We start from the raw sequence: 12,792 nt of genomic DNA, 5'->3' as shown, positions 1-12,792 counted from the left end.
TTGACGGAGATGGATTATGGCCGGTATCTCGATAGGAGTAGGCTCGACCGATTACACCGATCTGGTGAACAAGATGGTGAACCTGGAGGGCGCGGCTAAGACCAACCAGCTCGCCACCCTGGAGAAGACCACCACTACTCGTCTCACTGCCCTGGGTCAGTTCAAGAGTGCGATCAGCGCGTTCCAGACGGCGCTCACGGCGCTGAACAGCAATGCTGTGTTCATGGCGCGCACCGCCAAGTCTTCCAACGAAGACATTCTCAAGGCGAGCGCCACCCAGAGCGCGGTGGCTGGCACCTACCAGATCCAGGTCAACAGCCTTGCCACCAGCAGCAAGATTGCCCTCCAGGCCATCGCCGATCCGGCCAATGCCAAGTTCAACAGCGGTACGCTGAACATCTCCGTCGGCGACACCAAGCTGCCGGCGATCACCGTCGACTCCAGCAACAACACGCTGGCCGGCATGCGTGACGCCATCAATCAGGCCGGCAAGGAAGCGGGCGTCAGCGCCACCATCATTACCGACAACTCCGGCTCGCGTCTGGTGCTGAGCAGCACCAAGACCGGCGACGGCAAGGACATCAAGGTCGAGGTCAGCGATGACGGCAGCGGCGGCAATACGTCGCTCAGTCAACTGGCCTTCGATCCCGCGACGGCTCCCAAGCTCAGCGACGGCGCCGCTGCCGGCTACGTGACCAAGGCGGCAAACGGTGAAATCACCGTCGACGGCCTCAAGCGCAGCATCGCCTCCAACAGCGTGAGCGACGTCATTGACGGCGTCAGCTTCGACGTGAAAGCCGTCACCGAAGCCGGCAAGCCGATCACCCTGACTGTTTCCCGGGACGATGCCGGGGTGAAGGACAACGTCAAGAAGTTCGTCGAGGCCTACAACACCCTCACCAAGTTCATCAACGAACAGACCGTGGTGACCAAGGTCGGCGAAGACAAGAATCCGGTCACTGGTGCTCTGCTCGGCGATGCCTCCGTCCGTGCGCTGGTCAACACCATGCGCAGCGAACTGATCGCCTCCAACGAGAACGGCAGCGTACGCAACCTTGCCGCCCTCGGAATCACCACGACCAAGGACGGTACGCTGGAGATCGACGAGAAGAAGCTCGACAAGGCGATCAGCGCCGACTTCGAAGGCGTTGCCAGCTACTTCACCGGCGATACCGGCCTGGCCAAGCGCCTGGGCGATAAGATGAAGCCCTACACCGACGCCCAGGGGATTCTCGACCAGCGCACCACGACCTTGCAGAAGACCCTCAGCAACGTCGACACGCAGAAGGCTGATCTGGCCAAGCGGCTGGCGGCGCTGCAGGAGAAACTGACCACTCAGTTCAACCTGCTTTCCGCGATGCAGGATGAAATGACCAAGCGTCAGAAGAGCATCACGGACAACCTCGCCAGCCTGCCTTACGGCAGCGGCAAGAAGACCTGATCCGCTGGCTGGCGGTGCGGCCCAAGGCCGTATCGCCGGCAAAAAAACCTCCCGCCCACCGTAAAGCTCCCGCGCTCCTTGCCGATAACTTGGTCATAGCGAAGCCCACTGGGAGCGGTCCATGTACGCGATGAAAGCGATGAAGCAATACCAGCAGGTCAGCATCGAGGCTCAGGTTTCCGATGCCAACCCGCACCGTCTGATCCAACTGCTCATGCAGGGTGGTCTGGAGCGTCTGGCCCAGGCGCGTGGTGCGATGGAGCGGGAGCAGATCCCGGAAAAGGGGATCCTGATCGGCAAGGCCATCGGCATCATCGGCGGCCTTCGCGAAGCGCTGGACAGCGAGCGTGGTGGCGAGCTGGCCGGCAATCTGGATCGTCTCTACGAGTACATGATCGCTCGTCTGGTCGAGGCCAATACCAGCAACGATACCAGCCTGCTAGACGAAGTCAGCGCCCTGTTGTTGGAAGTGAAGTCCGGTTGGGACGGTATTTCGCACTGAAAGAGATGTAAAGGGATCGGTTATGAGCCAAGCCACGCAACAACTGGATGAAACCCGACTCGCCCTGGCCGATGCGTTGCAGGCCGGCAACTGGGATGCCATCGGTGAGCTGGATCAGGTCTGTCAGGTCAAGATCGACCAGGCCATGCATGATGACGAGCGCGACGAGCAGGCCTTGCGCGTGAGCCTGGAGCAGTTGCTCAGCTTGTACAACGATATGCTCAGCGCTTGCCGGCAGCAGCGCGAAGCGATCGGTGCGGAGCTGACCGGTCTGCAGCGTGCGAGTAAAGGCGCCAAGGTCTACCAGATGTTCGGATAAGTTTTTCATGGCTTTGTGCCGTTACTTTGGCGCAAGGCTTTTCGGAAAAATTTACATATCCCCCAAAACCCCTGCCAGTACTGCTTTCCATGCGGTCTGTAGGGGTTTTTTATTGCCTCTCCCTGTCGGAAACAGCAAAAAAAACACGCCATAAAATTGACTAATCGTTCACATTTGACTTAACTAGTGGCCAAATGCTGGCTGCTTATTAGAAATAGGCATTAGTCCCAGCCCTCTTTCGGGTCGAGCGAGACCCATTCGATGCAAGGCAGCTGATCAAAATGTGGCGCGAAACCAAACTCTTGCTGATTGACGACAATCTCGATCGCAGTCGCGACCTGGCAGTCATTCTCAACTTCCTCGGCGAAGATCAGCTGACCTGCAACAGCGAGGATTGGCGAGAGGTAGCGGCGGGCCTGAGCAACAGTCGCGAAGCCCTGTGCGTGCTGCTCGGTAGCGTCGAGTCGAAGGGCGGGGCGGTAGAGCTGCTGAAGCAGCTGGCCAGTTGGGACGAGTACCTGCCGATCCTGCTGATCGGCGAGCCGGCCCCGGCCGACTGGCCGGAAGAGCTGCGCCGCCGGGTGCTCGCCAGCCTGGAGATGCCGCCCAGCTACAACAAGCTGCTCGACTCCCTGCATCGCGCCCAGGTCTACCGCGAGATGTACGACCAGGCCCGCGAGCGCGGCCGTTCCCGCGAGCCGAACCTGTTCCGCAGCCTGGTCGGCACCAGCCGGGCGATCCAGCAGGTGCGGCAGATGATGCAGCAGGTCGCCGATACCGATGCCAGCGTGCTGATCCTCGGCGAGTCCGGCACCGGCAAGGAAGTGGTGGCGCGCAACCTGCATTACCATTCCAAGCGCCGCGAGGGGCCCTTCGTCCCGGTGAACTGCGGGGCGATCCCGGCGGAACTGCTGGAAAGCGAATTGTTCGGCCACGAGAAGGGCGCCTTCACCGGTGCCATCACCAGTCGTGCCGGACGTTTCGAGCTGGCCAACGGCGGCACCCTGTTCCTCGACGAGATCGGCGACATGCCGCTGCCGATGCAGGTCAAGCTGCTGCGCGTGCTGCAGGAGCGCACCTTCGAAAGGGTTGGCAGCAACAAGACGCAGAACGTCGACGTGCGGATCATCGCCGCGACCCACAAGAACCTCGAGAAGATGATCGAGGACGGCACTTTCCGCGAAGACCTCTACTACCGCCTCAACGTATTCCCCATCGAGATGGCGCCGCTGCGCGAGCGGGTGGAAGACATCGCCCTGCTGCTCAACGAACTGATCTCGCGGATGGAGCATGAGAAGCGCGGGTCGATCCGCTTCAACTCGGCGGCAATCATGTCGCTCTGCCGCCACGACTGGCCGGGCAACGTCCGCGAACTGGCGAACCTGGTGGAGCGCCTGGCGATCATGCATCCATACGGGGTGATCGGGGTCGGCGAACTGCCGAAGAAATTCCGCCATGTCGACGACGAGGACGAGCAACTCGCCAGCAGCCTGCGCGAAGAGCTGGAAGAGCGCGCGGCGATCAACGCCGGGCTGCCGGGAATGGACGCGCCGGCGATGCTGCCGGCCGAAGGCCTGGACCTCAAGGACTACCTGGCCAACCTCGAGCAGGGCCTGATCCAGCAGGCCCTCGACGACGCCGGCGGAGTGGTCGCGCGGGCCGCCGAACGCCTGCGCATCCGTCGCACCACGCTGGTGGAGAAGATGCGCAAGTACGGCATGAGCCGGCGCGACGACGACCTGTCGGATGATTGACAGGTCGTTTCGCAACGCTTTGATTTACAAATGAAAAAAATTTAGGCACGGGTATTGCTATATCTCCGTCGACCGACAGAACCATGACGTCGCGCCGACCGAGAGAAACGCAATGCAACCAGCCCTCAACGCCTTCCCCGAGCAGCCAGCCGATACGGCCGAGGCCACCAGCCGCGCCGGCCTCGAGCAGGCCTTCGCGCTGTTCAACCAGATGTCCAGCCAGCTCAGCGAGTCCTACAGCCTGCTGGAGGAGCGCGTTACCGAGCTGAAAGGGCAACTGGCCCTGGTCAGCGCGCAGCGCATGGAGGAGCTGGCGGAAAAGGAGCGCCTGGCGAACCGCTTGCAGAGCCTGCTCGACCTGCTTCCCGGCGGCGTCATCGTCATCGATGCCCATGGCGTGGTCCGCGAGGCCAACCCGGCGGCCCTGGGCCTGCTTGGCGAGCCGTTGGTGGGCATGCTCTGGCGTGAGGTGATCGCCCGCTGCTTCGCTCCGCGCGAGGATGACGGTCACGAGATTTCCCTGCGCGACGGGCGACGCCTGTCCATCGCCACCCGCTCGCTGAACGGCGAACCGGGTCAACTGATCCTGCTCAACGACCTTACCGATACCCGCCGTCTCCAGGAGCAACTGGCGCGCCACGAGCGCCTGTCGGCGCTGGGGCGGATGGTCGCCTCGCTGGCCCACCAGATCCGCACGCCGTTGTCAGCGGCGTTGCTCTATGCCGGGCACCTCAGCGAGCAGGCGCTGCCGACCGACCAGCAGCAACGCTTCGCCGGGCGCCTGAAGGAGCGCCTGCACGAACTGGAGCATCAGGTACGCGACATGCTGGTGTTCGCCCGCGGCGAGCTGCCGCTGACCGACCGGGTGGCGCCGAAGGCGCTGTTCGACAGCCTGCGCGCGGCGGCCGAAGTCCATGTCCAGGGGCTCCAGGTGCGTTGGCAGTGCGAGGCGCGCGGCGGCGAGCTGCTGTGCAATCGCGACACCCTGGTGGGCACCGTGCTCAACCTGGTGGAGAACGCGATCCAGGCCTGCGGGCCCGAACTGCGCCTGAAGGTGCATCTCTATGCCCGCGCCGACAGCCTGCGCCTCAGCGTCAGCGACAACGGACCGGGTATGGACCCGGCGACCCTGGCGCGCCTGGGCGAACCCTTCTTCACCACCAAGACCACCGGTACCGGGCTCGGCCTGGCGGTGGTCAAGGCCGTGGCGCGCGCCCACCAGGGGCAATTGCAGTTGCGCTCTCGGCCGGGGCGCGGCACCTGCGCCACCTTGATCCTGCCGCTGATTCCGGCGGCGCCTCTTTCTGCGATTCAGGAGTAACCCCATGGCAGCCAAAGTCCTGCTGGTCGAAGACGACCGCGCACTACGCGAAGCCCTCAGCGACACCCTGCTGCTGGGCGGTCACGAGTTCGTCGCCGTGGACTCGGCGGAGGCGGCGCTGCCGGTCCTGGCCCGCGAAGCCTTCAGCCTGGTGATCAGCGACGTGAACATGCCGGGCATGGACGGGCACCAGTTGCTCGGCCTGATCCGTACACGCTACCCGCACCTGCCGGTGTTGCTGATGACCGCCTACGGCGCGGTCGATCGCGCCGTCGAGGCGATGCGCCAGGGCGCCGCCGACTACCTGGTCAAGCCGTTCGAGGCGCGGGCGCTGCTCGACCTGGTGGCACGCCATGCGCTGGGCCAGTTGCCGGGCAGCGAGGAGGATGGTCCGGTGGCCCTGGAGCCGGCCAGCCGGCAGTTGCTGGAACTGGCCGCGCGGGTCGCGCGCAGCGATTCCACCGTGCTGATCTCCGGCGAGTCCGGGACCGGCAAGGAAGTCCTGGCCAACTATATCCACCAGCAATCGCCGCGTGCCGGCAAGCCGTTCATCGCGATCAACTGCGCGGCGATCCCGGACAACATGCTCGAGGCCACCCTGTTCGGCCACGAGAAAGGTTCCTTCACCGGCGCCATTGCCGCCCAGCCCGGCAAGTTCGAGCTGGCCGACGGCGGCACCATTCTTCTCGACGAGATATCGGAAATGCCCCTCGGCCTGCAGGCCAAGCTGTTGCGCGTATTGCAGGAGCGCGAGGTGGAGCGGGTCGGTGCGCGCAAACCGATCAACCTGGATATCCGCGTGCTTGCCACGACCAACCGCGACCTCGCGGCGGAAGTCGCGGCGGGGCGTTTCCGCGAGGACCTCTACTATCGCCTGTCGGTCTTCCCGCTGGCCTGGCGGCCGCTGCGCGAACGCCCTGCGGACATCCTGCCGCTGGCCGAGCGTCTGCTGCGCAAGCACAGCCGCAAGATGAACCTCGGCGCGGTGGCGCTCGGCCCCGAGGCCGCCCAGTGCCTGGTCCGGCATGCCTGGCCGGGCAACGTACGGGAACTCGACAACGCCATCCAGCGTGCGTTGATCCTGCAACAGGGCGGCCTGATCCAGCCCGCCGACCTGTGCCTCACCGCGCCGATCGGCATGCCGCTCGCGGCCCCGGTGCCGGTGCCCATGCCGGCAATGCCACCGGCCACCCCGCCGAGCGTCGAGATTCCGTCGCCGGCCGCAGGCCAGGACGCTAGCGGCGCGCTGGGCGACGACCTGCGCCGCCGCGAATTCCAGGTGATCATCGATACCCTGCGCACCGAGCGCGGCCGCCGCAAGGAGGCTGCCGAGCGCCTTGGCATCAGCCCACGGACCCTGCGCTACAAGCTCGCCCAGATGCGCGACGCGGGGATGGACGTGGAGGCCTATCTCTACGCCATCTGAGTGCTCGCCATGTTCCCCAGGCCCGCCTCGTGCGGGCCTTTTGCGTCCGCCGCCGGTCGTCGCCCGGGGCTGTTCGAGCGTGCGCGCCTGCCGATAACCGGAGCAGGGACGGACCCTGCAGCGGTCGCGGGCATTGGCGGCGAACGCCGATGCCGGGCCTTGGGGTCGACTTGGCACCCTTGTTGCTAACTCCTCTGCAAAGTGCCGGGCGGCGTCAAAAAAGCCGCGGCTGTTGGAGGAAGAGTCATGAGTCAGGGTGTCGAGTTCAATCGTCTGATGCTGGAAATGCGTTCCATGCAAATGGAAGCCATGGCCAAGGCCAAACCGGTTCAGGCGCCGGCCGAAGTGGGGGCGCCGAGCTTTTCGGAAATGCTCTCCCAGGCCGTGGACAAGGTGAACGAGACCCAGCAGGCCTCCACCGCGATGGCCAACGCCTTCGAGGTCGGCCAGAGCGGCGTCGACCTGACCGACGTGATGATCGCCAGCCAGAAGGCCAGCGTGTCGTTCCAGGCCATGACCCAGGTGCGCAACAAACTGGTCCAGGCCTACCAAGACATCATGCAGATGCCGGTCTGAGCGGCGCGAGGATAACTAGTTCATGGCCGATGCACTGATCGACAGCCAGGTTCCCGCCAAGAGCGGCGGTGCCGGGATGCTGAAGAAATCCTTCCCGGGACTGTCGTTCCTCGACAACCTTTCCGAGATGACCATGCTGCGCCAGATCGGCCTGCTGGTCGGTCTCGCCGCCAGCGTGGCGATCGGCTTCGCCGTCGTGCTCTGGTCCCAGCAGCCGGACTACAAGCCGCTCTATGGCAGCCTCAACGGGGTCGACGCGAACCGTGTGGTGGAAGCGCTGACCGCGGCGGACATTCCCTACAAGGTCGAACCCAACTCCGGCGCGCTGCTGGTCAAGGCCGACGACCTCGGCCGGGCACGCATGAAGGTGGCCTCCGCCGGCGTGGCGCCGACCGACAACAACGTCGGTTTCGAGATCCTCGACAAGGAACAGGCGCTGGGCACCAGCCAGTTCATGGAAGCCACCAACTACCGCCGCGGCCTGGAAGGCGAGCTGGCGCGCACCGTGTCGAGCCTGAACAACGTCAAGGCCGCCCGCGTGCACCTGGCGATCCCGAAGAGTTCGGTGTTCGTCCGCGACGACCGCAAGCCCAGCGCCTCGGTGCTGGTCGAGCTGTATCCGGGTCGCAGCCTGGAGCCGAGCCAGGTGATGGCGATCGTCAACCTGGTCGCCACCAGTGTGCCGGAGCTGGACAAGTCGCAAGTCACCGTGGTCGACCAGAAGGGCAACCTGCTCTCCGACCAGCAGGAACTCTCCGAGCTGACCATGGCCGGCAAGCAGTTCGACTTCACCCGGCGCATGGAAGGCCTGCTCACCCAGCGCGTGCACAATATCCTGCAACCGGTGCTGGGCAACGGTCGCTACAAGGCCGAGGTGTCCGCCGACGTCGACTTCAGCGCGGTCGAGTCGACCTCGGAGATGTACAACCCGGACCAGCCGGCCCTGCGCAGCGAGCAACGCAACAACGAGGAACGGCAGAATTCGTCCGGCCCGCAGGGCGTGCCGGGGGCGCTGTCGAACCAGCCGCCGGGCCCGGCCAGCGCGCCGCAGCAGGCCACCGCCAGCGCGCCGGCCGACTACGTCGCGCCGGGCCAGCCGCTGAAGGACGCCAACGGCCAGACCATCATCGATCCGAAGACCGGCAAGCCGGAGCTGGCGCCGTACCCGACCGACAAGCGCGACCAGACCACCCGCAACTACGAACTGGACCGCTCGATCAGCTACACCAAGCAGCAGCAGGGGCGCTTGCGCCGACTGTCGGTGGCGGTGGTGCTGGACGACCAGATGAAGGTCGACGCGAAGACCGGCGAGGTCAGCCACCAGCCCTGGAGCGCCGACGAACTGGCGCGCTTCACCCGCCTGGTACAGGATTCGGTGGGCTACGACGCCAGCCGCGGCGACAGCGTCAGCGTGATCAACGCGCCGTTCGCCCCGGCCCAGGCCGAAGAGATCGACAGCATTCCGTTCTACTCGCAGCCGTGGTTCTGGGACATCGTCAAGCAGGTGCTCGGCGTGCTGTTCATCCTGGTCCTGGTGTTCGGCGTGCTGCGTCCGGTGCTGAGCAACATCACCGGCGGCGGCAAGGGCAAGTCGCTGGCCGGCGGCGGCGGTCGCGACGGCGACCTGGCGCTGGGCGAGAGTGGCCTGGAAGGCTCGCTGGCCGACGACCGGGTGAGCATCGGCGGGCCGTCGAGCATCCTCCTGCCGAGCCCCACGGAGGGGTATGATGCGCAATTGAACGCGATCAAGAACCTGGTCGCACAGGACCCGGGCCGCGTCGCCCAGGTCGTGAAAGAGTGGATCAACGCCGATGAGTAAGCGCCATGAGTGAGAATCGTCTCGCCGCCAAACTGACCAAGGTCGACAAGGCCGCCATCCTGCTCCTGTCGCTCGGCGAGACCGACGCGGCGCAGGTGCTGCGGCACATGGGGCCGAAAGAGGTGCAGCGGGTCGGCGTGGCCATGGCGTCGATGCGCAACGTGCATCGCGAGCAGGTCGAGCAGGTGATGGGCGAGTTCGTCGAAGTGGTCGGCGACCAGACCAGCCTCGGCGTCGGTGCCGACGGCTACATCCGCAAGATGCTCACCCAGGCCCTCGGCGAGGACAAGGCCAACAACCTGATCGACCGCATCCTCCTCGGCGGCAGCACCAGCGGCCTGGACAGCCTGAAGTGGATGGAGCCGCGTGCCGTGGCCGACGTGATCCGTTACGAACACCCGCAGATCCAGGCCATCGTGGTCGCCTACCTCGATCCCGACCAGGCCGCCGAGGTGCTCAGCCATTTCGACCACAAGGTGCGCCTGGATATCGTCCTGCGCGTCTCCTCGCTGAACACCGTGCAGCCCTCGGCGCTGAAGGAACTCAACCTGATCCTGGAGAAGCAGTTCGCCGGCAACTCCAACGCCACCCGCACCACCATGGGCGGGGTCAAGCGCGCGGCGGACATCATGAACTACCTCGACAGCTCCATCGAAGGCCAGCTGATGGATTCGATCCGCGAGGTCGACGAAGACCTGTCCGGACAGATCGAGGACCTGATGTTCGTCTTCGACAACCTCGCCGACGTCGACGACCGCGGCATCCAGGCGCTGCTCCGGGAAGTCTCCTCGGACGTACTGGTGCTGGCGCTCAAAGGCTCCGACGAGGCGATCCGCGAGAAGGTCTTCAAGAACATGTCCAAGCGTGCCGCCGAGCTGCTGCGCGACGACCTGGAGGCCAAGGGGCCGGTACGGGTCAGCGAAGTGGAAGGTGCGCAGAAGGAAATCCTCACCATTGCCCGGCGCATGGCCGAGTCCGGCGATATCGTGCTGGGCGGCAAGGGTGGCGAGGAGATGATCTGAGGTGGTCCCCCACGACAAGGACAAAGACAATCCCAGCGAACTGATCCGCGGCAAGGACGTGGCGGCCTTCGGCCTCTGGTCGTTGCCGAGCTTCGACGAGCCGCGCGACGAGCCGGCCGTTGCCGCGCCGCAGGTGCCCGCGGTCGCCGAACCCGCGCCGGCGCCGCCGGCGGTGGAAGAGGTCGAGCTGGAGACCGTCAAGCCGCCGACGCTGGAGGAAATCGAGGCGATCCGCCAGGACGCCTACAACGAAGGCTTCGCCACCGGCGAGCGCGACGGTTTCCACGCCGGCCAGTTGAAGGCGCGGCAGGAAGCCGAGGAGGCGCTGAAGGAGCGCCTGCAAAGTCTCGAGCGTCTGATGACGCAGCTCCTGGAACCCATCGCCGAGCAGGACGCCCTGATCGAGCAGGGCATGGTCAACCTGGTCAACCACGTTGCCCGCCAGGTGATCCAGCGCGAACTGCACATGGACTCCAGCCATGTCCGCCAGGTCCTGCGCGAGGCTCTGAAGCTGCTGCCGATGGGCGCGGCGAACATCCGTATCCATGTCAACCCGCAGGACTTCGAGCGGGTCAAGGCGCTGCGCGAGCGCCACGAAGAGAGCTGGCGGATTCTCGAGGACGATTCGTTGCTGCCCGGCGGCTGCCGCATCGAGACCGAACACAGTCGCATCGACGCGACCATCGAGACGCGCCTGGCGCAGGCAGTGAAGCAACTGTTCGAGCAACAGCGCGAACAGGCGACCCATCCGCTGGCCAGCGACATCCGGATCGACCTCGACGCCCCCGGAGACGTCGATGCGCCTTGAGCGAACCAGTTTCGCCAGGCGCCTGGAGGGCTACACCGAGGCTGTCTCGCTGCCGGCGCAGCCGGTGGTCGAGGGCCGCCTGCTGCGCATGGTCGGCCTGACCCTCGAAGCCGAAGGCCTGCAGGCCGCGGTCGGCAGCCGCTGCAACGTGATCAACGAAAGCGGCTACCACCCGGTGCAGGTGGAGGCCGAAGTGATGGGCTTTTCCGGTAGCAAGGTGTACCTGATGCCGGTCGGCAGCCTCGCCGGCATCGCGCCTGGCGCGCGGGTCGTGCCGCTGCCGGACACCGGGCGCCTGCCGATGGGCATGTCGATGCTCGGCCGGGTGCTCGACGGCGCCGGCCGCGCCCTCGACGGCAAGGGCGGGATGCGCGCCGAAGACTGGGTGCCGATGGACGGCCCGACGATCAACCCGCTCAAGCGCCACCCGATCAGCGAACCTCTCGACGTCGGCATCCGCTCGATCAATGGCCTGCTCACGGTCGGCCGCGGCCAGCGCCTCGGCCTGTTCGCCGGTACCGGGGTGGGCAAGTCGGTGCTGCTGGGGATGATGACCCGCTTCACCAGGGCCGACATCATCGTCGTCGGTCTGATCGGCGAGCGGGGTCGCGAGGTGAAGGAGTTCATCGACGAGATCCTCGGCGAGGAAGGCCTCAAGCGCTCCGTGGTGGTCGCCTCGCCGGCCGACGACGCGCCGCTGATGCGCCTGCGCGCCGCGCAATACTGCACGCGGATCGCCGAGTACTTCCGCGACAAGGGCAAGAACGTATTGCTGCTGATGGACTCGCTGACCCGCTACGCCCAGGCCCAGCGCGAGATCGCCCTGGCCATCGGCGAGCCGCCGGCGACCAAGGGGTATCCGCCATCGGTGTTCGCCAAGCTGCCGAAGCTGGTGGAACGCGCCGGCAATGCCGAAGCCGGTGGCGGCTCGATCACCGCGTTCTACACCGTGCTCTCCGAGGGCGACGACCAGCAGGACCCGATCGCCGACGCCGCTCGCGGCGTGCTCGACGGGCACTTCGTATTGTCCCGGCGGCTGGCCGAGGAAGGCCACTATCCGGCCATCGATATCGAAGCTTCGATCAGCCGGGTGATGCCGCAGGTGGTCGAGGCCGAGCACCTGCGCGACGCCCAGCGCTTCAAGCAGCTCTGGTCGCGCTACCAGCAGAGTCGCGACCTGATCAGCGTCGGTGCCTACGTGGCCGGCGGCGATCCCGAGACCGACCTGGCCATCGCGCGCTTCCCGGTCATGCGCCAGTTCCTGCGCCAGGGCCTCGACGAAAGCGAAAGCCTGGCGGAAAGCCGTGCGCGGCTGGCGAGCCTGCTCGCCGGCGGGCAGGCCTGAGGCGCCCTGAGGCATGGAGAAGCGCGCGGCGCGGCTGGCGCCGGTGGTGGACATGGCCAGCAAGGCCGAGCGGGATGCCGCGACCCAGTTGGGCAGGTGCCAGCAGCAATTGCTCGCGGCACAGCAGAAGCTGGCGGAGCTGGAACGCTACCGCAACGACTACCAGCAGCAATGGATCAGCCAGGGCCAGAAGGGCGTCAGCGGCCAGTGGCTGATGAACTACCAGCGCTTCCTCTCGCAACTGGAGACCGCCGTCGCCCAGCAGGCCAACAGCGTGACCTGGCACCGCGAGGCGGTGGACAAGGCGCGGCTCAACTGGCAGGAGAGATACGCCCGCCTGGAAGGGCTGCGCAAGCTGGTCGAGCGCTACCTGGAAGAGGCGCGCCAGGCCGAGGACAAGCGCGAGCAGAAACAGCTCGACGAACTCGCCCAGCGTACCCGCCGCCAGGACGACTGACG

Annotated in this window: 12 protein-coding genes; all 12 read left to right on the top strand. The window is 65.8% G+C overall.

Features of this window, described 5'->3' with window-relative positions:
* Positions 1-16 precede the first annotated feature (16 nt).
* The 12 genes from fliD to fliJ all read left to right on the top strand — a co-directional run bounded on the left by fliD (position 17) and on the right by fliJ (position 12,790).
* On the top strand, positions 17-1,441 hold the full coding sequence (gene fliD, locus ACM0M4_RS21115; protein WP_003082190.1) for a flagellar filament capping protein FliD: 1,425 nt from the start codon (positions 17-19) through the stop codon (positions 1,439-1,441).
* Between the two features lie 121 nt (positions 1,442-1,562).
* Positions 1,563-1,943, top strand: coding sequence for a flagellar export chaperone FliS (gene fliS, locus ACM0M4_RS21110; RefSeq protein ID WP_003082192.1), 381 nt, complete (start codon positions 1,563-1,565; stop codon positions 1,941-1,943).
* Positions 1,944-1,965: 22 nt separating this feature from the next.
* Positions 1,966-2,262 carry a pili length/flagellar attachment protein FleP gene (gene fleP / locus ACM0M4_RS21105; RefSeq protein WP_003082194.1) on the top strand — a complete coding sequence of 99 codons (297 nt, stop codon included), beginning with the start codon at positions 1,966-1,968 and terminating at the stop codon, positions 2,260-2,262.
* 281 nt (positions 2,263-2,543) lie between these two features.
* A complete protein-coding gene (gene fleQ, locus ACM0M4_RS21100) occupies positions 2,544-4,016 on the top strand; it encodes a transcriptional regulator FleQ (protein WP_003086448.1) in 1,473 nt (490 codons plus the stop codon).
* Between the two features lie 112 nt (positions 4,017-4,128).
* Positions 4,129-5,337: a sensor histidine kinase FleS gene (gene fleS / locus ACM0M4_RS21095; RefSeq protein WP_003109120.1), complete on the top strand. Its 1,209-nt coding sequence runs from the start codon at positions 4,129-4,131 to the stop codon at positions 5,335-5,337.
* Positions 5,338-5,341: 4 nt separating this feature from the next.
* Positions 5,342-6,763 (top strand): sigma-54-dependent response regulator transcription factor FleR, encoded by a 1,422-nt coding sequence (gene fleR / locus ACM0M4_RS21090; protein ID WP_003082202.1) that lies wholly within the window; start codon positions 5,342-5,344, stop codon positions 6,761-6,763.
* Between the two features lie 246 nt (positions 6,764-7,009).
* Positions 7,010-7,339 (top strand): flagellar hook-basal body complex protein FliE, encoded by a 330-nt coding sequence (fliE, locus tag ACM0M4_RS21085; protein WP_003086454.1) that lies wholly within the window; start codon positions 7,010-7,012, stop codon positions 7,337-7,339.
* A 22-nt stretch (positions 7,340-7,361) separates the two neighbouring features.
* Complete coding sequence (gene fliF, locus ACM0M4_RS21080) at positions 7,362-9,158, top strand: flagellar basal-body MS-ring/collar protein FliF (RefSeq protein ID WP_003109118.1); 1,797 nt, start codon at positions 7,362-7,364, stop codon at positions 9,156-9,158.
* 5 nt (positions 9,159-9,163) lie between these two features.
* Entirely contained in the window at positions 9,164-10,180 is a 1,017-nt protein-coding gene (gene fliG / locus ACM0M4_RS21075; protein WP_003082212.1) for a flagellar motor switch protein FliG, read from the top strand.
* A 1-nt stretch (position 10,181) separates the two neighbouring features.
* The gene (gene fliH, locus ACM0M4_RS21070) at positions 10,182-10,988 is read left to right on the top strand and encodes a flagellar assembly protein FliH (RefSeq protein ID WP_003082217.1); all 807 of its coding nucleotides are present in this window, start codon (positions 10,182-10,184) and stop codon (positions 10,986-10,988) included.
* Positions 10,978-12,333, top strand: coding sequence for a flagellar protein export ATPase FliI (gene fliI, locus ACM0M4_RS21065; protein WP_003086458.1), 1,356 nt, complete (start codon positions 10,978-10,980; stop codon positions 12,331-12,333). The genes fliH and fliI overlap by 11 nt, the downstream gene beginning before the upstream one ends.
* A gap of 13 nt (positions 12,334-12,346) precedes the next feature.
* A complete protein-coding gene (fliJ, locus tag ACM0M4_RS21060; RefSeq protein ID WP_003082220.1) occupies positions 12,347-12,790 on the top strand; it encodes a flagellar export protein FliJ in 444 nt (147 codons plus the stop codon).
* The last annotated feature ends 2 nt before the right edge of the window (positions 12,791-12,792 follow it).

This window comes from Pseudomonas sp. 18-147, assembly GCF_051048045.1.
Taxonomy (GTDB): domain Bacteria; phylum Pseudomonadota; class Gammaproteobacteria; order Pseudomonadales; family Pseudomonadaceae; genus Pseudomonas; species Pseudomonas aeruginosa.
This window is presented reverse-complemented; position numbering and strand designations above follow the sequence as displayed.